Source organism: Streptomyces davaonensis JCM 4913, assembly GCF_000349325.1.
In the GTDB taxonomy this organism is placed as follows: domain Bacteria; phylum Actinomycetota; class Actinomycetes; order Streptomycetales; family Streptomycetaceae; genus Streptomyces; species Streptomyces davaonensis.
This window is the reverse complement of sequence record NC_020504.1, coordinates 1-24,466: the sequence shown is the minus strand read 5'-3', so window position 1 is coordinate 24,466 and position 24,466 is coordinate 1. Positions and strand designations below refer to the sequence as shown.

The following is a 24,466-nucleotide window of genomic DNA, read 5'->3' as shown; positions in this document are numbered from 1 at the left end:
TGCTGTGTGTGCTGTTGGCTGGGGGTTAGAGCGTCACTTCGTTGTGTCGGGTGAATACGGCGATGTCGTCGTCCATGCCGACGAGGATGTCGGAGGGTGTTGCGCTGATGGCGTGTCCGGGCAGGGGCAGGGCGATGGTGGAGACCAACTCGTTCGTTTCCAGGTCCCACACGCGTATGGTGCGGTCGGCGCCGGTTGTGAAGGCATGGGGCCGGCCCTCGATGCAGGCGCAGGCCACGGCGCTGACCCAGCCGGTGTGTCCGGTCAGGACGGCGCGCCGGGTGCGTTGCGTCAGGTCCCACACCTCGACGCCCTCTCCGCATGCGACGGCGTGGGTTCGTCCCGCGATGCGGGTTGTGGCCAGGGCGACCACTCCGCTCATGTCGCACGACAGGACCCCGCGTGGCGAGCCGTCGGTGAGGTCCCGGATGTGCACCGCATTGTGGTCGCCGCCCCAGGCGAGGACGGCGTGCGGACGTGCGTCGAGGTCGGCGCAGATGACCGCGGTGGCGTCGCGGCCGGGGTCGTATTCGTGGCGGGAGGGGCGTCCGAACTCGAAGATCTGCTCGGGGCGGGAGTCGTCTGTCAGGTCCCAGACGCGTACGGTCCAGTCCGCGCTTCCACTGACCGCGTGGGGGCGGCCGTCGATGCTGGTGCAGACCACGGTGTTGACCTGGTTCCAATGACCGGTCCGCACGGACCGTTCTTTCTTTCGGCTGAGGTCCCACACGCGCACGGTGTAGTCGGCGCCGCCGGTGACTGCGTGCGGGACACCGTCGATCACCGTGCAGTCCAGGCTGGGGGGATGGCCCCAACTGCCGGCGGTATGGCCGGTGAGGGCCACGCGCTGGGTCCCGCTCGCCGCGTCCCACACCCGTACGACGTCGTCCCGGCCGACGGTGACCCAGTGCGGGCGGCCGTCGACCGTCGTCCAGGCCGCACCGGATACCTGACGGGTGTGGCCTCTTCGCACTGTGCGGGCCTGGGTGTCCTCGGTCAGATCCCACACCCGCGCCGAGGGTTCGCCACTGCCGGTGACGGCGTGCGCGCGGCCGTCGACGCTGATGCAGGCGACCGCCCACACGGACGACGTGTGGCCGGTGAGGGTTGCCCGCTGGGTGCCGCTGTTCAGGTTCCAGACACGCAGGAGGCTGTCGTCCCCTCCTGTGACCGCGTGCGGAACCTTGGCGATGTGCGTGCAGGCCAGGGCGGATGCGGCGTGGGTCTGGCCGGTGAGGACGGTGCCGGCGCCGCCCTCGTCAAGGTTCCACCGCCGCACGGTCTTGTCGGCGCTGGTGGTGATGGCGTGGGGGACGCCGGCGATGCTGACGCATGCGACGGCGGTCACCTGCTGGGTGTGACCGGTGAGAACCGTCCGGATTGTGCGGTCGGTCAGGTCGTACACCCACGCAGCCCCGTTCAGGCAGCCCACGACGGCGTGCGGGCGCTCTTCGATGTCGATGCAGCCGATGGAGGACACCGCGTCCACGTGGCCGGTGAGCGGGCCGCGCAGTCCGCCGTCCAGCAGGTTCCATACGCGCACCGCTGCTTCGCCGGTCTGGTTTCCGGTGACGGCGTGCGGTTGTCCGTCGATCATGGTGTAGGCCATGGTGGACATGTGCCCGAGGCTGCCATGACCGAGGTCGCCGGAAGCGATCACGCGTCCGGTGCCCTCGTTGAGATCCCACACTCTGACCGTGCCGTCGCCGGCCCCGTTGCCCAGGAGGTCGGCCGGGCTGATCGTGACCGCGTGGGCGTGCCCGTCGAAGGTGTAGCACGCGACCGCGCTGATGCGCCCTGTGTGGCCGGTGAGAGAGGCGACCTGATCACCGGTGGTGAGGTCCCACACTCGCAGCACACCGTCGGCAAAGAGGCGGGAGGAACGCGTCGGGTTGCGAGGTTCGCTGTCGGTGGTGACTGCGTGCGGGCGTCCGTCCATCGTGACGCAGGCGATCTGTGCGGCGTGGCCGGTCCTGCCCTGGAGGGTGGTGCGCAGGGCGGTGTGGACGAGGCTGCCCGTCGCCCACAGGGGCCGCCAGGGCCGCCCCTCGGACAGTTCGTCGATGACGTGCCTGGGCTGGTTGAACCGGGCGGCGTCGATGGCGAGGATGTCCTGGCGCTCCTCCGGCGGCGCGCCGGCGTGGATGTCGGCGGAGGCGCGGTAGACCGAGCCGCGGGTGCGCGCCAAGCCCGGGGGAGCCGTGCGCAGGGCCCGCATGAGGGATGCCGAACCGGCGTGCACCAGATAGCCGTTGTCGTGGAGGAGCCGCTCCAGTGTCCCGCCTGCTGCCGCGTGGTCGGCGAGGTGTTCCCGGATGTAGGGATGGGCGGCCGACCAGGCGCGCCTGCCGTTGAGGGGATCGGGCTGGACCTGCGTCAGCAGGGTGTCGGCGACGATCTGGTGGGCGGCTGACTCGCCACCGGGCGTGCGCAGGTACTCCGCCATGGTCTCGTGGTAGAGCCGGTACCTCGACCCTCCGGGAGCCTCGGTCTCGATGATGTATTCCCACGCGTTCTGATGCAGCCAGGCAAGGTCCGCGTGCGGGCAGTCGGTGCCGGTAAGGGCCCTTACCAGTGGTGACCACAGGGTGGACCAGGGCAGCCCGCTTCCCTGGGCGTAGGCCAAGGGAAGCAGCAGGTGGGTGACTTTCGCCTGCTGCGAGCCGAAGCGGTCCAGATACTCGGCGAACGCCTGCCCGACATCGCTGGGGAGCTCCTCCTGCCAGCCCGGCCGCGCCGGGTCGACGGTCCTCTGCCCCTGAACCAGGGCGCGGGCGGTCATGCGTGCGACCAGGAAGCAGGTGCCGGCCCGCACGGCGATGCCCCGGGCGACCGTGTCGGCGAGTGCCGGATTGTCACGGTAGGGGGAGAGGCTATTCGCCTCATGCGAGTCCAGCAGCAGGCTGCGGGCATAGGCGACGACATCATCCGCAGCAAAGTGACTGCCGTGCTCGTCCAGGTCATAAACGGTCGTCGCATGGCCCAGAGCAGGCACCAGCGGGCGGCGCGCCCCCACGATCAGCCGTATGCCGGCCAGCGTACTGAGGGGCTGCAGCAACTCCCTGGCGATGCGCGCGCCTTCCGCGCTGTCCCCGGCGGTTCCGGCCTCGTCCAGCGCGTCCACCACGACCACCAGCGCAGTGGTGCGCCGCCCCAGAATCTCCAGCAGTTCACCGCGGTTCAAGCCGGGTGATCCCAGCACGGCGGCCAGGTCGGTGACCAGCCGCTCCAGGGTGGCACGGCGTGCGTGGAGCGGCACGAGGGTCAATCCCCGCGGGGGCAGGGTCTCGGGCCGGGCGTCCGTCCGGGCCGCATAGTCTTCGTCCGACAGCAGAAGAAGCCTCCCCAGCACCGCGGACTTCCCCGACCCCGGGGCTCCGGTGACCACACGTGCCCGGCCGTCGTGCGGGCCTGCGAGCCACCGGGCCAGCTCGGTCAGAGTGGCTGTCCGGCCGACGAAGTGGTCGCCTTGTTCCCCCAGGTGCTCAATGCCGCGGCCCCGTGGCTCGAAGTGAAAGCGGTCACGGCTGTACAGACGGACCACAGCGGCCGCGTCCAGGCCGTCGGCGGGCAGATTGGGGAAGAACGGAGCGTGTCCGTCGCTGTCCACGGTGTACACCGACACGTGCTGCGCCGGGGAATGTTCGCCGAGGTAGCGCTGGATCCTGCGAGTGACCTCGTCGACGTCCAGGAATTGAGGAAGCCGCATGCGCGTGTCCGTCAGGGCATTGGTCAGCCCGTCCACGAACGCACGCTCCTTCGCCTGTTCCTTGCCGCGCGCCGAGGCCATCAGCCAGACACCGCTGGGCCGGTTCCTTTTGGAAGCCAACCTGCTGCTCACCTCAGCCAGTTGTGCCGTCCCCGCGCCCGCATAGCACGTGTCGAGCATGACCAGGAGGTGTCCGAGCCGACTCTCCAGCAGAGGACCGCACAGGTCATCCGTCCTCAGCGTGCTCTCTGCGCCCTCCTCATCCGCGCACACGAGCTCGTGGTGCAACTCGCCCTTGAAGCCGTGACCCGCGAAGTACACGACGACCACGCTCTTCGGGCCAAGCCCCGCGCTCGCTGCCCAGCCCTTGATTCTGTTCCGCACCTCGGTCGCCGTCGGGCTCTGCCAAAGGCTGGAAAGGACGGGTGTGTACCCCCTCGGCGTCAGCAGTTCACGCACTCGTTCGGCGTCCCGTACCGGATACCTGAGTTCGTTGCGCCTCTGGCCCTGAGGGGTGTTGACGCCAATCGTGATGAGATAGCTCTGCTCGGCACACTCCGCCGCATTTTCTTGCTTCATTGAACACCCGCAACCGTCCTGCCCGTTGGGCCTGACAGCGCTTCGGCAACGGTGCGGCCGGTGGTGACAGCGGTCAGATAGCGCAACAGATCGTGCATGCGCACGCCGTTGGTGATCCGGTGGTCCTGCACCCGTGCACCGAATCGGTCAGCAAGCCGGTCCACCAGCGCCACGATGTCCCCAGGGTCCGCGATGTTCGTCCACCGGCGCACTCCGCCCGGCCAGACCCCCACGCCCTGGACCGGCGAGGGATCGAGCCGGTCAAAGATCATGCGCCGGATCCCCAGCGGTGACCCAAGGGTGATCAGATCCGTCACCGGCCACTTCGGATGCGCGCACAGGGCTTCATAGGCCACGACCGAGCCCAGGGAATGGCCCACGAGTACCCGAGTATCGTCCGAGACCAGGGCTGCCACCTGCGCCTGTGCGGCACTCCGCAGCTCCGGCTCCGTCATATAGCGGCGGACCTGCTTCAACGCGAAGATCAACATCCGGTCCGAGACATAGCCGAAGTAGCGGGACCCGCTGAGCGCGTCCAGCGCGGCGCGTACCCGATCCGACAGCAGCAGACGAGACGCGCCATACGCGGCCCCGCCGAGCGTGCCCGGCTCGTCCGGGCCGGTCACAGCCCTATCCACCCGCGCCGCTTGCTCCCACCACGCCATGAGCAGTTCAGCCTCAAGACCCTCCTCGACATCTGTCTCGTCCCACGGGGGCAGTGACCAGCTTCGGGTGTCGGACGCGAGGAACAAGTGACCGTACGAGGCGCAGGCCACGGTCACCAGGTCTGCCGCAGAGTCCCGGCCCTGCGCCAGCCGTATGCCGTCCCGCAGACCTGGTGCGATGCTCAGCTCCAACGATTCAGGCCCGACGTACTCTTGTCCGATTCCGTGAACCACCACAACGTGAGCCACAACTGATCCCCCCATTGCCCTGGCGGGCGCCCGCAGCAGGTACCCCATAACTGGGTCCCATGCCGCGGCAGTGTCAGATCATCCCTGCATCTGGCATCCCCGGCGTAGTCGCTTCGTAAGCAAGGGACGTGCGGGCGTCCACTCTGCCGACGAAGACAGTGCGTAGGGGTGATTGCCGCAAAGGCCCGCCAGCGGCGGGACCTTGGGGTCGCAGAAAGGGTCGGAATCGTGCGCCCCGTGCCCTGAACTGGCCACTACGCCGCGGGCGGCTGCAACCGCCCCAGTGGTTCGCCTGGTTGGAGTCAGTGACAGGTGTCCGCTGGCCGCGGGTCGCCGGATCCGAACATCAGGGAGGCCTTGTGCCCGAGCCCCGTTCCGCCCTCTCCTGCGTGGAGCGAGGTACCCCGTCCCGTCGGCGCCTGGGTGGCGCCGAGGCCGTCGTCATCATTGTGCTGCCGCGCATCGCTCCGCCCGGCTCGGACGCGGCGGTGTCGGTGTCGCGAGGGCCGACGGTGGCGCGCACGAGGCCGGCGGGCGTATCGGTGGCAGGGCTCGGGCTGGCCATGGGCGGCGACTCCTTGGGGCTTCGGCGTGGGCGGGGTCCCTGCCGCCCCGCCCACGCCGAAGGGGAAGGGGCGGGCGCCGGGGCGGCTCTGTCGTTGCCTGTCCCGTCCGGTGCGGTCGCTGCGATGGTCATGAAGCTGCCCGGTCACAACGGTCACGCACTGGCGTCGATGGTGAAGTACGCGAAGATCAAAGCGGTCGCGGTGAGTGAGGACACCCGGGGCCGCGGGATCGGCACGGCTGTGCTGAAGCGGTGCGTGCAGGTCTACCGGCAGTTGGACTACATCCTGCTGTTCAGTGGGTTCGAGACCTCCCGCGCGCTCGGTCCCTACGACGAGCGGCGCGGGTTCACCGTCCTTGGTTCCCGGGACACGATCGATGTGGGCACGGTGCTGACCGGCGTGCCGATGCGCCTGGGAGCTGGCCCGGGAGAGACCTTCTTCCACCGGTGGCGAGGCCCCCACAGGTGACGTCCCCCTCGCTCGCTGTCGGCGCATCCCTCAAACACGGGACGCCGGCCCATGGAGGGGGGATGGCAAGCGGTCCGCAACCGTGCTCCCCAAGCCGGCCCGCCGGTGTCATGCGGTGCGCCAGGACTCCAGGCGCTGTGCGACGGTGCGGAGGTCGGCTTCCTGTGCGCGGACGGTGTGGGCGAGTTCGTACAGGTCGTCGTCCTTGGGCTTCAGGGGCTGGTGGGAGAGGTGCATGTACTGGCTGGTGCAGGCCCATCCGATGACGAGGTTGTAGTCGGTGAAGGGGCGCAGCAGCAGTGCGGTGTGCAGGAAGGTCGCAGCCCGTGCGGCGGGTTCTTCGTAGTGGAGGACGCCGCGTTCGCGCTCGAAGGTGTGCCGGCCGGCCATGAACCCCAGGGCGCCCCAGTCCGCGATGGGCACGTTCAGCGGGGAGATCGCGGACCGGATCTGCAGGACCCAGCCGACGTCGACACGGATGATCGGGCTCACCGCTGTCCTTCGGGGAAGCGGGCCGTGACACCGGGCAGGATCCGGGCGGCTTCGGCGACCGCGCCTTCGACGAAGGAGATCCGGTCGGCCTCCTCCACGGTCACGTCGTGCACGTGCTGCTTCAGGCTCCGGCCTGTGAGCGCCGCCCGCTCCCGCAGCCGAGCCATCTCTTCCTCGGTGAATTCCACGTTGAGTGCAGGCATGGATCCCGCGGTACCGCTACTGGTACCTGATGTGGTACCGGACCGGGTGCGCCGAGGAATCGGGGGAGGAGTGCGCGAGCCGCCGGGGGGTGTGCCGGTCAGGGCGTGGAAGATCCGGCGTTGGGCGTGCGTGCTGGCGGGGAGGTGATCGGCCCGCAGCCGACGCTGCAGGTTCCGTCATTGCATCGGGTCGATGAAGCAGGGCCGCATGGAGAACAGGGCGTGGCGGCGTGCGTGGTCGATGGGGCTGCGGTGCGTGTCGAGGTGGTCGGCGGGCAGGACCAGGGCGTGCAGGGCGTCGGCACAGTCGTTGTGGCGGGTGAGTTCCGCGAGCAGGGACGACACGTTGTGACTGCTGACCGTGGTGCCCGTCGGGCGGGTGGCGGCGTGCAGGCCGCTGGGCATCGTTTGCCCGGCTCGGACACGGTGGCGTCGGCGCCGCGGGGGTCTGCGGGTGTGTTGATGGTCGGAGTGGGGTGGGTCAGGGTGCGGCTCCTCGTGGTTCGGCTGGGCGGGCTGGGGGCCTGCCGTCCCGCGCTCGCGGAAGGGGAGGGTGCGGGTGCGGGGTGGGAGTCGGCTGGGGTGTCTCAGAAGCCGTATCTCAGCCGATCCTGGAACCCGCAAGTCGAACGGAGTCCTGGTCGGGTGATCTTCCGGCCGTGCGCGCATGAAGGCAGCCTCCTGGTAGAAGATCGCGGAAGCCCTCCGCCCGGTCTGCACGGCGCCGACCGAGGAAGCCGCCATGGAGCGGTTCCCGGAGTTCACCGAGGACGCCATCGAGAGCGCGAACGCCCGGATCCGCAAGGCCGTGCGCGCCCGCGGGCATTTCCCCACTGAGCAGGCCGCCCTCAAGTGCGTCCATGTGCGGTCATGAGCCTGGATTCGACCGGGAACGGCGCGAAACGCTGGACCAGGCGATGGAAGCCGGCCCTCCAGGCCATCGGCATCGCCTTCGACGGCCGCCTCACCGCAGCCCGGCAGTAGCAGCAAACCCGCGAGTTGCACCACTTGCTGGACGCACCCGTCCGAGGCCGTTTGGGGAGAGGTCGTGGGGAGCGCCGCTCAACAGATGGGCCCTGTACGGGGTATGGCGCCGCACCCGGCGCCCGGTGCACACTGCGCAACGCGCGTAGAAATGACATGCGGAGGAAATCTTCCGGTCCCCCGCGTGCAACCCGGCCCGCCTAGAACTGCCCTGCCGCGGCGGCGTGTCCCCACACACCTCCGGTGCGGTGCTCCGCGAACCTTCCGCAACCGCTCGCGAAAGGCACCTTCATGTCACCTCGTCACATACCTGTCAGACGCCCCCGCCGCATCGCCGCGCCCGGCGCCGCCTGCCTGGCCGCCGCCGTGGCGCTGGCCATGCTCACCACCGGCCCTGCGGCGCATGCCGCCGCCTCGGTTCCGTCGCAGGGATCGCCGACACAGCTCGACGTCGGCAACTGGAACGTCGAGTGGTTCGGCGCGCCGGACTTCGGCCCGACCGACGAGGCGCTTCAGCAGCAGAACGTCCGCGACGTCATGGCGGGCGCCGACATGGACGTGTGGGGCCTGTCCGAGGTCGTCAGCACCTCGGCGTTCGACACCCTCGTGGCCGGCATGCCCGGGTACACCGGGGTCGTGGCCAACGACCCGGTCGTGACGAACGGTGCCCAGTACTACTCGGACTTCGGCAACACCGAGCAGAAGGTCGCCCTCGTCTGGCGCTCCAGCATGGCCACGCTGGTGAGCGCGAAGGTCATCCTGACCGGCCAGAACAGCAACTTCGCCGGCCGCCCGCCGGTGGAGTTCACGCTGCGCGGCACGTTCGACGGTGTCACCCGTGACCTCGTCTTCATCGTCCTGCACGCGAAGGCCGGGTCCACCACGGACGCGTGGAACCTGCGCAACCCGGCGTCGCAGGCCCTCAAGTCCTACCTCGACACGACCTACCCCACCCAGAACGTCTTCGTCATCGGTGACTGGAACGACGACGTCGACACCTCCATCACCTCCGGCAAAGCTTCGCCGTACGCCAACTTCGTGAACGACGCGGCGCGTTACACGTTCCCGACGCGGGCCCTGTCGCTGGCGGGCGTGGCGTCGACGACGAGCTACCCGGACTTCATCGACCACCAGCTCACCACCAACGAGGTGCAGGCGAAGTACGTCGCCGGCTCGGCAACCGCGTTCCAGCCCCAGGCCTACGTCCCGAACTACGCGACGACGACCAGTGACCACTACCCGGTGCTGGCCCGCTACGACTTCGTCATCGGCGGTGGCGGCGCGAACCAGCAGCCCACGGCGTCGTACACGCACTCCTGCACCGCTCTCAACTGCACCTTCACCGATGGCAGCACCGACTCCGACGGCACCGTCGTGAGCCGCAGCTGGGACTTCGGCAACGGCCAGACCTCGACGGCGACGAACCCGACCGTGACCTACGCATCGGCCGGAACCTACGCGGTCTCGCTGACCGTGACGGACAACGGCGGGGCCACCCACACCACGACCCAGAACGTCACCGCCGGAGACGGCGGACCCGCCAACGTCATCATCAACGAGGTGCTGGCCAACGAACCGGGCAGCAGCACCGCCGGCGAGGCCGTCGAGATCGTGAACACCGGTGGCACGGCCATCAGCATCGCCGGCTGGACCCTCCGGGACGGGTCGGCGGTGCGGCACACGTTCGCGGCCGGTACGACGCTGCAACCCGGCAAGGCGATCACCGTGTTCGGCGCGGGCTCCTCGATTCCCGGTGGCATCGTGGCGGTGCCGGCCAGCACCGGCGGCCTCAGCCTGTCCAACAGCGGTGACCAGGTGATCCTGCGGGATTCGGCCGGAGCGACGGTCCAGTCGATGACCTACTCCTCAAGCCAGGCGGACTCCGACGGGGTGTCCATCAACCGAAGCCCGGACGGCTCGGCGACCGGCGGCTGGGTCAAGCACAACACCATCAGCTCGCTGTCCCGCTCGCCCGGCCAGCGCGCCGACGGAACGGCGTACTGAGTCAACCGATTTTGGAACCTGCAAGTCGAACGGAGTTCCGGCCAGGCTGACGTGGCGCGGCCACAGGCTGGTCGGGCCGTGGTTGAACATGCCGAGGGCCAGCAGCGTACGCAGTCGCCGCTGCGCCGCTGTGCAGATGTCGAGGCCCAGACCGCTGCGGAGCATAGGACCGTTCCTGCCGCGACGGGCGATCCCGGAGGCGGCGAGCGAGACGGTCTCCCGGGTGTAGGAGGCGCGCAGACGGGCGGCCTGGCGGCGAGGTGAGGCGGGCACGGTGAATCCTTCGTCGTCACCCGGCCGATTGGATCACCACGCGAGCGTGTCAGGGGTGATGTTCAAGCGCGAAGTGGGTGCCCCACACCCTCTGTCGGTGGTGTAGAGCGTCCGGGCCTGCTCTGCCACACGGTCCAGTCCTTCGCAGACCGGCGCTCGGACCGTACCCCTGCACGGCGCCGGTGGGTGAGCGACACACGGCGCCCGGCGCAACCACGGCCGGCAGAGCCCAGCTGTGCCGCGCACCGAAACAGCCAAGGCATCGCCGCCAACCGGTTCGCCGTACCCGTGCCTGGACCTCGGCGAGCCCTGCGCGCGGTGATCAGCAGGGTGGTGGGCCGGCAGCCTGCGTGGCGGGGGTCATGGAACTCCTGGGCCGAGGTGAGCCAGAGGCTGGCGCGGTCGAGGTGTTTCTCCCAGCGGTCGGCGTCGAAGTCCCAGCGGACGATGGGCAGCCGGGTGCGGTCGGGGAGGGTGATGCAGTCACGGCGAGGGCGGTCGTTGGCGGTGGGGCGCAGGCCGCCGCGCTGGGGGTGGGGGACGGAGAAGGCGAGGGTGCGCCCAGGGGTGAGGCGCTGGGCGATGGCCGGGAGCAGGAGTTCGGGGGCGACGAGGCCGATGGCTCCGAAGACGGAGTAGATGGCGTCGAAAGGTTCAGTGGAGGCTTGCAGGTAGTGCAGGGCATGGCCGGCGACGAAGGTGAGGTTGTTCAGCCGGCCTTAGTGGGAGCGGGCTCGGCGGACCTGCAGGCCGACCAGATCGACGCCGGTGACCTGGGCGCCGTGGCGGGTGGCGAGGTGGGCGGCGTTGTGGCCGGGGCCGCAGCCGAGTTCCAGCAGTCGCTTGCGGCACAGATCCGGTCCGAGAATCTCGGCGCCAGGCCCGCTGTGTGGCCGTGTGGTCCATTCCATGCGTCCGGGCACAGGCAACGGCGCGGCGGGGCTGGCCATGGTGCGCTTAAGGGCGTGGACGTACCACGGGGACGCCTGGGCGAGCACGTCAGACCTCCAGGAGGTGGAGGACGTCGGTGAGGTGGCGGCGTACGGCCTTGATGTAGGCGGGGTCGGTGGCCGGGTCATTGATCCAGCGGATGGACTGTTCCATGAACCACTCGACGGCCCACATGCGGTGCCAGCCCAGGGCCCAGTTCTCGGCGGTGAGCCCGCCGCGCCGGGCGAGGGCGTCGGGGGGGCCGCCGGCGGTGACGTACTGCTCCAGGAAGGCACGCAGACGCACGGGGTCGGGGGCATCGAGGGTGCCATGCCAGCTGGCGAGGTCGAGCAGGCCAGGGCCGGTGAAGGCGCGGGCGAAGTCCAGCAGCCGCCAGCCGCGTTGGCCGATGTGGAGGCTGGTGGGGTGGAACTCGGAGTGCACCCAGCCGAACGGAGCCACTGTTGCACCGGCCGAACGGGCCTCGGCGGCTTGGGTGATTCGGTCGAGCGCGTTCTCAATGCCGTCCGTATCCTGCCAGCGCTCCGCCTTGCGGAGCCGGGCGAGATGGTCCAGGGACCGGTTCGGCAGCATGCGAAGACTGGCCTGGTCGAGGACGGGCAGGGCGGGAGCCGTCCGGGTGCCGTGCAGGACCACGGCGGCGGCAGTGCCGTCGAGGTCGTTGGCGTCGCGGACGGCGGGGCCGAGGTCTTCCATGAGGATGCCGAGCCAGCCGTCCAGGACGGCGGAGGCGTGAACCTGGGGAACGGGGACACCAAGAGCGTGCGCCCCACGGAGGATATGGTCTTCGCTGTCGAAGGGCCGCTTCGCGTACTTGAAGATCGTGGTGGTGGCGTCGGGGAAGGTCAGGCGCTCGACACCGGACATGGACCACACACGCACCTCCTTGCGCACGGCGGTGGTCTGTCCGGCGATGGTGAGCAGGCTGTCGAGGAGTTCGGCGCTGGGGTTCGCGGTCACGTGGGGCTCCAGGAGGTTGGGGCGTCCGGGGCGGGCGGGAGGTGCCGGCCCGCCCCGGAGCCTGGTGTGGCGGTGCTATGCGGCTGGGCTCACGCGGTGGGCGTAGACCTGCTTGATCCATCCGGCCTTGAAGGCCGCGAGGTCGTCGCGGAAGGCGGTCATCGACGCACCGTAAGGCGCGACGACGCCGCCGGTCTGGTCCGGCACGGACTGGCAGCCGTGCACGAGCCGGCCGCCGAGGGCGGCGTGGGCCTTGATGGACTCGATGCGGCGGTGCTCGTTGAACCAGCCGCCGTGGTAGACCTCGTCGAGGAGGCCGCCCATCTCGTCGTCCAGGTCGAAGACGACGGAGGTGGCGGCGGGGAAGAACCAGCACGGGCCGACGTTGGAGATATGCCCGTTCAGCTCCACCTTGTTCAGCGCCATCAGCGTGGCCGCCTCGCGCAGCATCCGCAGATGCTCCGCGGTGATCTGCGGCAGGCCCAGGGTGCCGAGGTGCTCGTCGCGGAACAGGTAGGCGTACACCGCGTAGGCGGTGGACAGCACGCGGGTGGCGTCCGAGGTGGAGGTGGCGTGGGCCCTGATGAAGTCCAGCGCGAGCTGCTCGACCGCGCTCTCGGTGGTCTCCTCCACCTCCAGGAGCTGGGACTTGACCAGTTCCCAGTCAGCGACGAGCCAGGTGTTGGACTCGAAGCGGAAGAAGTACTCGGCCGGATTGATGGTTGTGCGCCGGCCGTCGACGTGGATCCCGGGCAGGCGGTTCCAGCGCTCGTCGAACGACTCGGGCAGCACGGCCGTGATGGCCGTGGTGTCGATGGTGGTCACCGTGTCTCCGTCTCTGATCGGCCGGGTTCGGTCACACGGGTGCCTGAACCCGGCGTAGGCGTACGGAACTTCGAGGAGCCGCCCGGCCGAAGGGGGAGCCTGGTCACGGTGTCGGACCGGGGCCGGGCGGCTGATGCTTAGTGAACTCTGCGTCACGCACAGTGGGTACGGTGAGAGCAGTTGAAGCGGTATACGCGGTTTACAGCTCCGGAGCGGAGGCGATCGTGGCAGCGCCGAGAGGGCCAAATTCCCGCCTGCGTGACGTTATCGAAGCGATCGGCTGCACCTACGAGGCTGTGGCGAAGGACATCCGGCGTATCGCGGCCGAGAACGGCGAGATCCTCCAGACCAACAAATCGGCCGTCTCGCACTGGGCGAACGGCACACGCCAGCCCACTGGACGGACCGGCCAGTACCTCGCCGAGGCGCTGTCCCGCCGAGCAGGCCGCTCCATCACCTCGGCCGAGATCGGCCTTCGCACACCCGAAGCCGCCGTGTCGCAAGAGCCCGATCCTGTTGTGGCCGCCACCTGCTTGGGCCGTGCCGACGTCGAACGCCACCGCTTCCTTGCCGTGGCTGCCTTCACCACGGCTGGCGTGGCCATGCCGCTCTTCTACGACCACGAGGCCACGGCCCGCATGCTGCGGGCCCGCACCGGCAGCTCGGCGGTCGGCATGGAGGACGTGGATGTCGTACGGCAGATCACCGCAGCCTTCAGCGCGGCCGACGAACGCTTAGGCGGAGGCCACGGCCTGACCGCCGTCACCGCCTACCTCGCCGACACCGCCGCCCCCATGCTCCGCGCCCGATTCCTGAACGAACCCTTACGGCAAGCGGCCTTCGGTGCCGTCGCCGAACTTGCCTACCTCGCCGGGTGGAAGCACCACGACCTTGGCCAAGAGGGCGCCGCCCAGCGCTATTACCAGGTCGGCTACCAGCTCGCCTACGAAGCCGACCCGCGCGGTCACGCCGCGTGGATGATGCGGGCCCTTGCCCACCAGGCCTGAGCCTCAAGCAGCCTCACCACTGCGTCGACCTCGCCGAAGCCGCCCTCACCCGCGGCGTGGGCCACGTCGACGGCCAGACCGAGGCGCTGCTGCACATCACGCACGCCCGCGCCTACGCGGCGGTCAAACAGAAGTCCGCGGCGGTTCGCGCCCTGCTCGCCGCCGAAGACGCCCTCCTGCGTGACGACGGCCCCCAGCCGAGCTACTCCCGGGTCAGTGGCCCGGCCGCCGGCACCGTCGCCAGCCACACCGCCCGAACCCTGACCGACCTCGCCGACCACGTCGGCACGGAACAACAGCATCGCGATGCCCTGGTGCGCTGGGACCGGGAGAAGTACAAGCGTGTCCACGCCCTCACGTACGCCGACCTCGGCGACAGCCTCGCCGCTCAGGCCCGAGCCGACGAGGCCGTAGCCGCCTGGTCACAGGCCCTGACCTTGATGGAGGGCATGACCTCCGACCGCACCCGCAAGGCCATCACCTCGCTCCGTTCAACCCTCTCCGTCTACCAGCGCCGCAAAGTGCCCGGAGCCGCTGAGCTCGCCTGCCGCGCACGCGAAGCGCTGGCCTAGGCTGCCACTATCCGGCCGACGAAGGGACACCAACCGTGGCTCAGCGGATCACCGACGACCAGCCCAAGGCCCTGCCGCCCGCCCTTGAATCCATGACTCTGCTGGTCGCCGCCGTCATTGTCCACGACAGGGCCACCGACCGCGTCGTCCTTCTCCAGCGCAGTCAGAACGCCAAGTTTGCCCAGGGCATGTGGGACCTCCCCGTCGGCAAGAGCGAGCCCGGCGAGCCGATCACAAAGACGGCGGTGCGGGAGCTGCACGAAGAGACGGGCATGACCGTGAAGCCGGAGGCCCTCAGGGTCGCCCACATCATCCACGGCGCCTGGGGAGTCGAAGCTCCCAACGGCTTCCTCACCGTCGTCTTTGCTGCGCACGAGTGGGCTGGAGAACCCGAGAACCGCGAACCACGAAAACACGCTCAAGTCTGCTGGGTTGACGCGGCTTCCATCCCGGAATCGTTTGTCGATACGACTGCCAGCGCTCTCCATGCCTATTTCAGGCAAGGGCCGCAGGTGTCACTTGACGGCTGGCAGAGCTAATTGGACAGCTATTGATCCGAAACGGTAGATGTTCTGGGTCGTTGATCCCTGCGTGAGTGAACTGGTGGGGGACGCAAGGCAGTTGTCGCCGTCGGCTCAGGAGGCCCTTCGACTGCGAGCGGTGGCCGCGTTGGTGGCGGGCCGGGACCGTGAGGATGTCGCGGCGGTGTTCCGGGTCTCGCTCAAGGCGGTGGACAATTGGTGGGCGAAGTGGCTGGCCGGCGGGCGCGAGGCGCTCGTGGCTCAGCCGCGTGGACGCCGGGTCGGCGAGCATCAGGTTCTCGACGCGGTCGAGCAGCAGGCGATCCGGCAGGCGGTTCTGGATCACCGCCCCTGTGACCTGGGGCTGGCCGGGCAGCTGTGGACGCGCGCGGGAGTGGGGGGCCTGATCGCGAAGCTGTACCGGGTGCGGCTGACCGAACAGGGGGTGGGCAAGTACCTGCGCCGCTGGGGCCTGTCGTTCCAGCGCCCGGACAAGCGGGCCGTCGAGCAGGACGCGGAAGCGGTCCGCGTCTGGCGGGAGGAGACCTGGCCGGCGATCCGCGCGAAGGCGAAGACCGAGGGCGGGGAGGTGCTCTTCGCCGATCAGGTCGGCATCCGTTCCGACCAGGTCACCGGCCGCACCTGGGGTGAGCGGGGCCGCACACCGGTCGTGCACCGCACGGGCAACCGGTTCTCCGTCAACGCGATGTCCGCGATCAGCACGAAGGGCCGCATGCACTTCATGGTGTTCACCGAGACCTTCGACGCCGACGTCATGTGCCGCTTCCTGGACCGGCTCGTCGGCCACTTCGACCACAAGGTGCACCTCGTCCTGGACGGTCACTCCGCGCACCGATCCCGCAAGGTCCGCGCTTGGCTGGCCGATCATCCGGACCGGATCGAGCTGCACTTCCTGCCGTCGTACTCGCCGGAGCTGAATCCCGACGAGCTGGTCAACGCCGACCTCAAACGGAGTCTGCCCATGCACAGCCGGGCCCGCGACCAGGCCCAACTCGCCGCCGAGACCCGCAGGTTCTTCCACCGCCGCCAACGTCAGCCACATATCGTCCGCGGCTACTTCGGCGGCCCGCACGTCCGCTACATCCTCGAATAGAACCGATTGAGTTTCGGATCAATAGGAAGGTGTCCTCTGGGGGCGCTGTCCAGGTGCTCCCCGCCACCGGCATGAGCCTCCTGTTCTGTACGAACGGGGTGTTTACAGGTCGGTCCACGGGCGGGGTTCGCCTCCGGTCAACGGCGCCCACACTGCCCCGCCCGGGCCGTGGTTTTCGATGTCGTCGAGGATGCAGGCGCCGAGGGGGACTTCGCGGGCGAGGGCAGCAACGAGCGGTCGGCCGGTGACCCCGAGGCCGCGTGCGGGTACGCGCTCGCCGCGCTCGATCAGCTGGCCCGCACCTGGTACGCGATGGGCATGGACCGGGTGCGGGAGGTGCGGCGCGCGCTGGCGCCGCACCAGCACGAGCAGTGTGTGCGGGACCTGGATGACCGGCTCTACGGCTGGTCGACGACGGTCAGCGCGCTCGCTCGTTGAACTCCGCGATCTGCGGCGGCAGTTCGAGGAGGGTCTCGACTCGGAACGTCGGCAGCTTCTGTGCCTGCTCCGTATGCCACTGGATGGTTGCCCACGGGCCTCGGTGCACGAGCGCGGTGTGCATGCCGGCCACGCGGGCCGGGGCGATGTCGTTGTCGACGCGGTCACCGACGTACAGCATCTCGCCGACCTCGGCGGGAACGACATCGGCGACGCGGTCGAAGAACGCGCGGTCCGGCTTGCTGGCGCCCCAGTCGTCGGACGTGCCGATCAGGTCGACGTCGCCGCTGAACAACTCGCGGAGGATCTTCCCTGCGCGCACGGTCTGGTTCCCGGCGATGCCCAGCCACAGCCCGTCCGCGCGGAGGGCGGCGAGGGCGTCTCGGACGTCTGGGTAGAGGTCGGCCTCGCCGAAGGTCTCCGGCTGGCCCGCCTGGGCGCGCTTCTCGCGCTCTTCGTACAGGTCGAAGCCGGGGCGGAACTCCTGGAAGGTCTCGCGGTAGTCGCGGCCCTGGGCGATGACTGCCCCGAACATCGAGTGGAAGGTGTGGCGTGGCACCTGGAGCCAGTCGGCCCACGTGCCGTACTCCCGGGTCTCGTCTACGAGGCACTCGCCGACGTCGAAGATCACAGCGCGAATCATGGGGCGAGAGTACCGAGCGGCCCACCTTCACCTCCGGCGCACGGGCACGACGAAGCGCCCCCTTGCACGGCCCGGCCTGGGCGCGCAAGGGAGCATCGTCGTTCGGGGACCGTTCTCGGGAAGCTGGGTCTCGGGCCGCTGCGCGACGTGCTCGGCGCAATCGCGCAGGACGGAGTACCGCGGCCGTCGTCTGTGACGGCGGGCGACCGGCGGTGGACGACAGCGGACGTACCGAGACCTCGGGGCGGTCGAGGCTGACGCGGTGGAGGATCAGGCTGCCGTGGTAGCCGATGCGGCTGCCGACGAGCTGCGGGAGGTCCTTGGCGTGGCTGGGGCGGTGCCATGTGGCTCCAGCCGGGGCGGCTCCAACTGGTCCCAGTTGGCGGATGATTCGTGAGGATCGGGCGTCGTGCGGTGGCCCCGGAGGGCGGCTTTTTTTGGGACCACTGAGGCGGTGAGGGAAGAGTGACGGCCGCGTGAGAGCGTCGGCATGATGGCCGCATGACGGATCGGACATCTCTGGAATCTGAACTCGCTGCGTTCATGGGCGAGTACGAACGGGCCAACAACAGCCACGACATCTCATGTGTCGTGCCGTTCATCGCCGAGGACGCCGTGTATGGGTTCTCGGACGGTTCGCATCGGGGCATTGAGGAGATCCGGTCCGCGATCGGGAAGACGTTCGCGACAATCCTCGACGAGGTGTATGAGGTGCGTGAACTGGAGTGGCCGGTGCTCACCTCTGATGTCGCGGTGTGTCGCTGTCGGTTCGCCTGGACCGGCGTCGTGAACGGTGAACTCCGCTCTGGCCGGGGCCGGGGCACCAACGTCATCGTGCGGCGGGACGGAGAGTTGAAGATGCTGCATGAGCATCTCAGCTCCTGATCCATGCGCAGGCCCTCACCTCAGCCCGTTGGTCTTGTTCGCCTTGGTGCGGGCCAGCCGGTAGGACTCCGTTCCGGTCTCGATCAGGGTGGCGTTGAAGGTGAGCCGGTCCACGACGGCCGCGCAGAGCCGCGGATCGGTGAACGTCTTTGACCAGCCGGTGATCGCCTCGTTGGAGGCGATGGCGATGCTGTTCTTCTCCCCGCGCTCGGTCAGCACCTGGAAGAGCATCTCCGCGCCGCGGCGGTCGAGTTCGAGGTAGCCGAGTTCGTCGATTCCAGAAAGGTCGACGCGTCCGTAGCGGGCGATGGTCTTGCCGAGCTGCTTGTCGTCGGCGGCTTCGACCCGCTCGTTCACCAGGGCCGCGGCGGTGGTGCAGCGGACGCGGTAGCCGGCCATGGCGGCCGCGGTTCCCAGGCCGATGAGCAGGTGGGACTTGCCGGTGCCGGAGTCCCCGATCAGACACAGCGGGTAGCCCTTGGTGATCCAGTCGCAGCCGTCCGGTGTGGCGGCGGGTTTGTCGCTCATGAGTGCTTCTCGGCGGTCTGGTGGGGGCGGTGCAGTACGGGGGCGTGACAGACCACGAGCGACGCGGCGTCGGGTACGGAGAAGGCCGCGGCGGCCTCCTGGAGTTCGGATGTGTCCATGGGGTGCAGCCACCCGTTGCGGACGTCCCACCCGCAGGCGTGTATGCCGGCGTTGGCGGTCGTGGCGACCAGGACGGCGTCCCGCACGGTGCTGTGTTCCAGGGCGAACGTCAGCAGGACGAAGAAGTGCACGTACTCCTCAGGGGAGTTGTGCACGCGCCATGAACCCGGTTCGACGGTCACGTACAGGCTGGCGCGCATCTCCGTGCCGTCCGTGCGCTCGGCGTTGATGCTGAGTTCGTGGCTTCCCTCGCCGAGGGCGGGGAGCAACGCGGTCAGTGCGTGCAGGGCGCGGCCCATGGCGGATGCCGTGGCGGCGTCGTCGGGCCGTGGAAGCTGCGGCTCAGGCATGCGGGTCCTCCAATTCGGCGTCGGGGGACTGGGGGAGGACGGGGGCGGGGTAGACCTCGCGCAGGACGGCGGAGACGTCGGGGCACGGAATGACGGCGGCCTGGAGCTCGGCTGTGTCCATGGGGTGCAGCCACCCGTTCCGTACGGACCAGCCGCACGCGCGGGGGTCGGGCTCGGCGGAGGTGGTGGCGACCAGGACCGCGCTGCGCATGGTGCTGCCCTCCAGCGCGAACACCAGCAGCATGCGAAAGAAGCAGAACGCGTCTTGGTCCAGGACGGCCAGGCGCAGCGGCTCCATGCCGATGGAGAGATCGGTCCGAGCTGTGACGAACGCGTCGTCGGTCCGCTCGGCCACGAGGTTGAGGGTGTGTGCGCCGTCTCCGAGTGCCTGGAACACGGCGGTGAGGGCGGTCAGGGCGCGGTTCATGGCGGTCCGGATGGCGTCGTCTCCGGGGCGGGTGAGTTTCAGGCGTGCAGACATGAGGACTCCTTTCAGGGGCGGTGGGCGGTGGGCGGTGGGCGGTGGGCGCCGTGGGCTGGCCGTACCGCGCCCCCTGGGGCGCAGTGGGTGTTTTCCTGGCGCGGTCGGCTCCGCCGCCGCTGTGTGGCAGGGGCTGAGGCGACCCGGGTCCCGTCCGTTGCATGCCGGCTGAGCGAGTGCGTAGGACGTGCTCCGCGCTTGCTGAGGGGCGAGGCGCGGCCGCTGTGCTCTTTCTGGGTGGGTGGGGCCCGTGCGGGCCGGGCCGGGGAGGGGGTCCGGCCCGCACGGGGGTCTGTCAGCCGTGCGCGGCGGCGGTGGTGAGGGCGGGCAGTGCGAGGGCTTCCAGGGCGGCGGCCTGGTCGGCGTCGGTGAGCGTCTGCGCGGTCGAGGTGACGGCCTGCATGACGCCCCCGGCGGTCATCTGACCGCCCCGGATGAAGTGGGCGAGGATCCGGTCCTTGGTCTCGTTGCCGATGCTGAGTGTCTTGGTGACGTGCTCGATCGTCTTCGTCGGCTCGTCCAGTGCCTTCCCCGCGGCGGCCTCCATCGCGGACACCTTGGCCTCGACGTACTCCCGGGACAGGAAGGTGCGTACGGCGTCGGTGGTCTTGGAGGTGATCAGTTCCAGTGTTTTGCGCTGGGTCTGGCCGGACCAGGACACCACCCCTTGGTCCTGCCTGCCCCCGAGGTGTACGGCGCGCATGACGTCCTTGGTCTCGGTCAGGCCGTTGCGGCAGACCTGGATGACCGCGCGCGGGGTGATGGTGTATGCCCCGGCGCCGACTTCGCTGTTGGTGATGACGAACCCGGCCGAGACCATGGGCAGTTGGTCACCGCTGCGCCCGTCGAACGGGGAGCGGTAGCCGCAGCAGGCTGCGGGCCTGGACCGCGACCGCTTCGGACTCCACACGCACGTACATGCGCCGGTCGCTCAGGTCGCACCCCGTGATCCGGGTGGGGTGCCCGGACCGCTCCACTCCGTCGAGTGCGGCCAGCAGCATGTCGAGGTTGTCCATCAGCTTGTAGCTGTCCGACAGCAGCGCGCGGGCCACGCCCTCAACGGGCGGCAAACCGGGGCCGTTGGTGCCGCGGAACGCGCGGAGCATGAAACGGCGCTCCGGCTCCTCGCACAGCCACGCGTTGACGTTCTCGTCCAGCAGCGCGACGTTCTCGTCGCGCATCCGGCGCAGGTAGGCGAGCGGGATGCGGAGCTTGTCCGAGATCCCCTCGTCGGCAACGGCGGTGGGCCGGTAGATGCCATCGACGTCCGTCACACCGTCCTCGGTGATCAGGGACTCGACACCTTCGACGTGCACGTTGCCCTCACGCATCCGCAGCGCGGAGGCGGGGGCGATCACGTCCAGCTTGCGGCGCTGTCCGTCCTCCAGGATGCGGACCAGGTCGGACAGGCCGGCGTTGCGGGCACCCGTGGGGGCAACGTTCGTGGCGCGCTCGGCGAGCTGCTGAGTCATGCGGTATTCCCCTTCCCTGGTGGTCCCTTGCGGGCCGGGGGCGGAGCCACCACCCCCGAGCAGTATCAATAATAGTGTGTTTCAGGGGTGGGTAAACCCACCCCTGACCTGCACACTCAGACCAACGCGCAGAACTCCGGAAGCGGCGTCAGGCTCCGTCGCCGCACGTTCGTGACGGCGGTCACCGGAACACCGCCGATCACCTCGCACAGGTCATAGCGCAGCACGCAAGCCACCCCGACCAGGTCAGCATGCGCATGGATCCCCTGCACCCAGTAGGAACCATGACACCGCGTCACACTGCCGTGATACCTGACCCTCTGCCACAACACCGGCCCACCGCCCTGCGGATCAAGGACCTGCGCGACCGCAATCACCAGCTGACTCGCCACCCGCCCGGACAGCAACCCCACGAACGCACGGTCAACCGTCCCCGGGTCGACCGGCACGCCCGCCATGGCCGCACCGGTGTGGCCCGTGCGCACGCCCATGCCCCAACCCAACTCGAAGAACGGCCGGACCATCTCCAGCTGCTCATGAGACACCCTCAGCGCATCCGGATCCCGCTCACTGCGCGCCAACTCAGCCAACGCGTAACGAGCCTGCTCCTTCTCCGCATCCGTGAGCGGCGCTCCGGTTTCCCGTAATTGCTGAGGAATCTGCGAGTTCTCCATGACCCTTCTCTCCTTTCGATGACGCCGGCAGGAGGCGCCTCAATTGAGGGCGCCTGTGCGGATTACCTCAGGAACCCGTTCGACCGGAGGAAATCGGCTGTGATGTACGCGATTCCGTGAGGCCGATAGATCTGCGGGAATCGCCGTAACTCAACCTCCGTGCGCCCCGCCGCGTCCGGCTCGATGAACTCCTGAACCAAACGGTAAGGATCCTCACCCATCGGCATTTCCAGCACCACCGGACCAACAGCCCTGGTCTCGAACCGAATTCCGGTGTAGTTCCGGTCAGAGTTGTGAACGACCGTCACCCCGGCCCGCCTGCACAGTAGCGGCAGGAAATGAGCGATCGTCCGAGCCTGAACTGCAAGCCCGGTCATGGGCGCATCCGCGCCGCGCACCTGGCGCACGATCCCGTCGGTGATGGTGAGTTCCACGTCGTTCCCCTTCGTTGGTCCCTTGCGGTTCCCGGGGGAGGGGGCACCCCTCCCCGATACTATAAATAATAGTGACTCTTTCGTCCGGGTGGAACCCCTGCTGCGCTACAGGTTGCGCTGGACGTTGCGCCACGGCGCTGCGGTAGAGGTTGCGCCAGACGTTGCACAGCCCAACTCCGGACCACTGAGTCCTCCCAGCTCAGCCCAACAACCAAGCCCAATACGCCCGCTGACATCCCCTCTGCAGCCGCTGCTCCCTGCCCAAGAAAGAAGAGAAAGAAGGTAAGGGCGGGACGTGGTCGACTCGGCAGCATCGGCGATCCCGCACCACCGCGTCCTGCTGCGCGCCGGCCGCCACCGCCGCGATCCCGCGCCGGAAGGAATCCGGCGCGCACCGGCAGTCGGGCCGGGGGAGAGGCGCACACCAGCACCGTCAAGGCGCCGCGCCATCGCCTGCCTTCTGACCTAGCCCCCTACTGCCCCTGTTCCGTGCCCTGCTCGTAGAGCGCACGGGCTTCCGTAACCGCACGCTGCCAACTTCGCGCCACGCCACCATGCACACGAGCCAGTTCAGCAGCCAAACCTCGCCGGTACCCACCCGCCGCCCGCAAAGCCTGCAGCGCTACCCCCACCGCCTGCTCACGCTGCGCACGACTATGTCCACCACCGCGCGCTCCCTGCCCATCGCCGGCCCGTCGGCCGGACACACCCAACAACCCCGCCCCGACGTCCTGCTGCCAAGCCGCCCAGAACGCCACCACTGCCTGCTGATCGAAGTAGTGCACCCGCCCCACCGAGCACACCACCTCCGGATGCCGCAGCTCCTCCACCTGCTCTTCCCGCCGCGCGTACCAACGCGCCACCGTCGATGACGCAGCCCCCGTGTACTGCACGATCCAGGCACGACTGACCACCCACCGGCCCTCATACAGCCGCCGCAGCCGCACATCCTCCACTCCGACCCCCCAACCCACCGCCCGAACAAAGGGCGCACCTACACGCCCAGCGATCATCGCATCACCTACCATGAAAACACCTCACTCGGGCGAGTGAGCAGCTGGCGGGGAATACCGGAAATGGTTTGCCGACCACCCGGAAAAGAATTCCCCGCCAGCCCAAAACCCCATACTCCGTGCGCGCGGTCTGCTCCGCAGACACGACACTCCGCCGCTACGCGACGGAAAACCACCCCCGCGTGGTGCTCCGCATCACGCAAAAAACAACAACACCCCACATCGCTATGCGATCCACAAAGGAAGAGGAGCGCCGCGCCCCACCCTGCGGGACACGACACCCCTCTCCACCCTCTGAGCTGCGACGCTCCGCGCCGCTCAGACAGGGTGCTGCGCCATATGCCAGCACCCCCGCGCCCCACACGGGCGCCTGTCTAGACGGCCGAGGCGGGCCAGATCGCCATCCAGGCCCGCACGCAGCACTACAAGATCGTGTAGGCCACCGGCGGGTAGACGGACTCACCCCCATCGTCGTCCTCGCTATGCACCCCGAACGCGTCCGCGAATGCCGCCGGTTCACGATCCCCGATCAGCTCCTGCGCGCGGGCGGCATCGCATTCCGTGAGTGTGCCCCAGTCCAGGTCCCATGCCTGCACCGTGTATGACGCGCAGTCAACCTTCCCTGCCGAGGCGGGAGAGCGCAGGTACATCACGCCGTAGCACATCGTCTGAGCAAGCCCACAGGCCAGCAGAAAGACGAAGTTGTCGAAGTACTTCGGCTCCACGCCCACCAGGTCCTCGGCTCCGCCGTCACCCTTCACTGTGATGGGCAGCGTGGCGCTCAGCGGCTTGTCCTGTCCCTCCATGCCGACTCCGAGCCGCACCACATGCTCGCCGGGCGCCAGACGTGTCATCAGATGTGCGAGCACGGCGTGGGCTTCGTCGCGCGCCTCTGTGAATGCAGCGGGGGAGACAGGCTTCAGTTTCGCCATTTCGTCCTCTCCTCTTATTTCTCGGGCGAGTTCACTTTCTGTCATCCGAAAGAGTTGCCGCCCTTTCGGACACTTCTAACCTTACTTACTGTGTGTCAGTTTTTGAACACCGATTCAAGCCAACAGAAAGCGAAAAAGATGCGCCTGGGCTGGCCCAGCCAGCTGCTTTTCAGGAATTCGCGGAGCGAATTCCTGTGATCAGATCGCGGAGCGATCTGATTAGCCGTCACGGAGTGACGGCTAATCAACTGTCTTGCGGAGCAAGGCAGTTGGACCGCCGCGTAGCGGCGGCGCGTCGTGTCTGCGGAGCAGACCGCGCGCGCGAATCATTCTCGATATTGAGTGGGACCCGGG

General features: G+C 68.8%; 21 protein-coding genes and 5 pseudogenes. 8 read left to right on the top strand and 18 right to left on the bottom strand.

Annotation, left to right across the window (positions count from 1 at the left end; genetic code table 11):
• Positions 1-25: 25 nt before the first annotated feature.
• A complete protein-coding gene (locus tag BN159_RS00120; protein WP_015654812.1) occupies positions 26-4,288 on the bottom strand; it encodes a caspase family protein in 4,263 nt (1,420 codons plus the stop codon).
• Positions 4,285-5,145: an alpha/beta hydrolase family protein gene (locus BN159_RS00115; protein ID WP_231905536.1), complete on the bottom strand. Its 861-nt coding sequence runs from the start codon at positions 5,143-5,145 to the stop codon at positions 4,285-4,287. Before BN159_RS00115 ends, BN159_RS00120 begins: the two co-directional genes overlap by 4 nt.
• 416 nt (positions 5,146-5,561) lie before the next feature.
• Here BN159_RS00115 and BN159_RS45035 point away from each other — a divergent pair, with 416 nt between their 5' ends.
• Complete coding sequence (locus tag BN159_RS45035; RefSeq protein ID WP_015654810.1) at positions 5,562-6,236, top strand: GNAT family N-acetyltransferase; 675 nt, start codon at positions 5,562-5,564, stop codon at positions 6,234-6,236.
• 108 nt (positions 6,237-6,344) lie between these two features.
• Here the strand turns inward: BN159_RS45035 and BN159_RS00105 are convergent, their stop codons facing one another.
• From BN159_RS00105 to BN159_RS00095, 3 genes are all read right to left on the bottom strand, one after another.
• Positions 6,345-6,728, bottom strand: a complete 384-nt coding sequence (locus BN159_RS00105) for a hypothetical protein (RefSeq protein WP_015654809.1) — start codon at positions 6,726-6,728, stop codon at positions 6,345-6,347.
• Positions 6,725-6,931 (bottom strand): hypothetical protein, encoded by a 207-nt coding sequence (locus BN159_RS00100; RefSeq protein ID WP_015654808.1) that lies wholly within the window; start codon positions 6,929-6,931, stop codon positions 6,725-6,727. Before BN159_RS00100 ends, BN159_RS00105 begins: the two co-directional genes overlap by 4 nt.
• Before the next feature lie 177 nt (positions 6,932-7,108).
• Complete coding sequence (locus tag BN159_RS00095) at positions 7,109-7,336, bottom strand: hypothetical protein (RefSeq protein ID WP_015654807.1); 228 nt, start codon at positions 7,334-7,336, stop codon at positions 7,109-7,111.
• Positions 7,337-7,694: 358 nt separating this feature from the next.
• On the opposite strand from BN159_RS00095, the pseudogene BN159_RS43305 reads away from it, so the two are divergent.
• Positions 7,695-7,915: pseudogene (locus BN159_RS43305) on the top strand (transposase); the annotation flags it as partial.
• A 291-nt stretch (positions 7,916-8,206) separates the two neighbouring features.
• On the top strand, positions 8,207-9,919 hold the full coding sequence (locus BN159_RS47350) for a lamin tail domain-containing protein (protein ID WP_015654804.1): 1,713 nt from the start codon (positions 8,207-8,209) through the stop codon (positions 9,917-9,919).
• Between the two features lie 581 nt (positions 9,920-10,500).
• Here the strand turns inward: BN159_RS47350 and BN159_RS00085 are convergent.
• From BN159_RS00085 to BN159_RS00075, 3 genes and pseudogenes are all read right to left on the bottom strand, one after another.
• A pseudogene (locus BN159_RS00085) lies at positions 10,501-11,190 on the bottom strand (class I SAM-dependent methyltransferase); the annotation flags it as partial.
• Position 11,191: 1 nt separating this feature from the next.
• Entirely contained in the window at positions 11,192-12,103 is a 912-nt protein-coding gene (locus BN159_RS00080) for a phosphotransferase family protein (RefSeq protein ID WP_015654802.1), read from the bottom strand.
• Positions 12,104-12,178: 75 nt separating this feature from the next.
• The gene (locus tag BN159_RS00075; protein WP_015654801.1) at positions 12,179-12,928 is read right to left on the bottom strand and encodes a hypothetical protein; all 750 of its coding nucleotides are present in this window, start codon (positions 12,926-12,928) and stop codon (positions 12,179-12,181) included.
• Between the two features lie 224 nt (positions 12,929-13,152).
• Here BN159_RS00075 and BN159_RS00070 point away from each other — a divergent pair.
• The 4 genes and pseudogenes from BN159_RS00070 to BN159_RS00055 form a co-directional block, all read left to right on the top strand.
• A pseudogene (locus BN159_RS00070) lies at positions 13,153-14,507 on the top strand (tetratricopeptide repeat protein).
• A 35-nt stretch (positions 14,508-14,542) separates the two neighbouring features.
• Positions 14,543-15,046 carry an NUDIX domain-containing protein gene (locus tag BN159_RS00065; RefSeq protein WP_015654798.1) on the top strand — a complete coding sequence of 168 codons (504 nt, stop codon included), beginning with the start codon at positions 14,543-14,545 and terminating at the stop codon, positions 15,044-15,046.
• A gap of 52 nt (positions 15,047-15,098) precedes the next feature.
• Positions 15,099-16,142: an IS630 family transposase gene (locus tag BN159_RS00060; protein WP_197541366.1), complete on the top strand. Its 1,044-nt coding sequence runs from the start codon at positions 15,099-15,101 to the stop codon at positions 16,140-16,142.
• Positions 16,143-16,373: 231 nt separating this feature from the next.
• Positions 16,374-16,580, top strand: a pseudogene (locus tag BN159_RS00055) (hypothetical protein); the annotation flags it as partial.
• On the opposite strand, the gene BN159_RS00050 reads toward BN159_RS00055, so the two are convergent.
• Entirely contained in the window at positions 16,561-17,223 is a 663-nt protein-coding gene (locus BN159_RS00050) for an HAD family hydrolase (protein ID WP_015654795.1), read from the bottom strand. The pseudogene BN159_RS00055 and the gene BN159_RS00050 overlap by 20 nt on opposite strands.
• A 501-nt stretch (positions 17,224-17,724) precedes the next feature.
• Between BN159_RS00050 and BN159_RS00045 the strand changes: the two genes are divergently transcribed.
• Positions 17,725-18,108 (top strand): YybH family protein, encoded by a 384-nt coding sequence (locus BN159_RS00045; RefSeq protein WP_106435721.1) that lies wholly within the window; start codon positions 17,725-17,727, stop codon positions 18,106-18,108.
• Positions 18,109-18,123: 15 nt separating this feature from the next.
• Here BN159_RS00045 and BN159_RS00040 read toward each other — a convergent pair.
• From BN159_RS00040 to BN159_RS00005, 9 genes and pseudogenes are all read right to left on the bottom strand, one after another.
• Positions 18,124-18,603: pseudogene (locus tag BN159_RS00040) on the bottom strand (ATP-binding protein); the annotation flags it as partial.
• Between the two features lie 29 nt (positions 18,604-18,632).
• Complete coding sequence (locus BN159_RS45030; protein ID WP_015654792.1) at positions 18,633-19,106, bottom strand: hypothetical protein; 474 nt, start codon at positions 19,104-19,106, stop codon at positions 18,633-18,635.
• Entirely contained in the window at positions 19,099-19,587 is a 489-nt protein-coding gene (locus tag BN159_RS00030; RefSeq protein WP_015654791.1) for a hypothetical protein, read from the bottom strand. Before BN159_RS00030 ends, BN159_RS45030 begins: the two co-directional genes overlap by 8 nt.
• Positions 19,588-19,882: 295 nt before the next feature.
• Complete coding sequence (locus BN159_RS46640) at positions 19,883-20,407, bottom strand: hypothetical protein (protein ID WP_015654790.1); 525 nt, start codon at positions 20,405-20,407, stop codon at positions 19,883-19,885.
• Positions 20,408-20,417: 10 nt separating this feature from the next.
• Positions 20,418-21,059 carry a hypothetical protein gene (locus BN159_RS46635; RefSeq protein WP_015654789.1) on the bottom strand — a complete coding sequence of 214 codons (642 nt, stop codon included), beginning with the start codon at positions 21,057-21,059 and terminating at the stop codon, positions 20,418-20,420.
• A 116-nt stretch (positions 21,060-21,175) separates the two neighbouring features.
• Positions 21,176-21,733: a hypothetical protein gene (locus tag BN159_RS00020; protein WP_015654788.1), complete on the bottom strand. Its 558-nt coding sequence runs from the start codon at positions 21,731-21,733 to the stop codon at positions 21,176-21,178.
• 62 nt (positions 21,734-21,795) lie between these two features.
• The gene (locus BN159_RS00015) at positions 21,796-22,167 is read right to left on the bottom strand and encodes a hypothetical protein (RefSeq protein ID WP_015654787.1); all 372 of its coding nucleotides are present in this window, start codon (positions 22,165-22,167) and stop codon (positions 21,796-21,798) included.
• 473 nt (positions 22,168-22,640) lie between these two features.
• On the bottom strand, positions 22,641-23,123 hold the full coding sequence (locus tag BN159_RS46365; protein WP_193384265.1) for a hypothetical protein: 483 nt from the start codon (positions 23,121-23,123) through the stop codon (positions 22,641-22,643).
• Between the two features lie 479 nt (positions 23,124-23,602).
• Positions 23,603-24,112, bottom strand: a complete 510-nt coding sequence (locus tag BN159_RS00005) for a hypothetical protein (RefSeq protein ID WP_015654786.1) — start codon at positions 24,110-24,112, stop codon at positions 23,603-23,605.
• Positions 24,113-24,466: the final 354 nt, after the last annotated feature.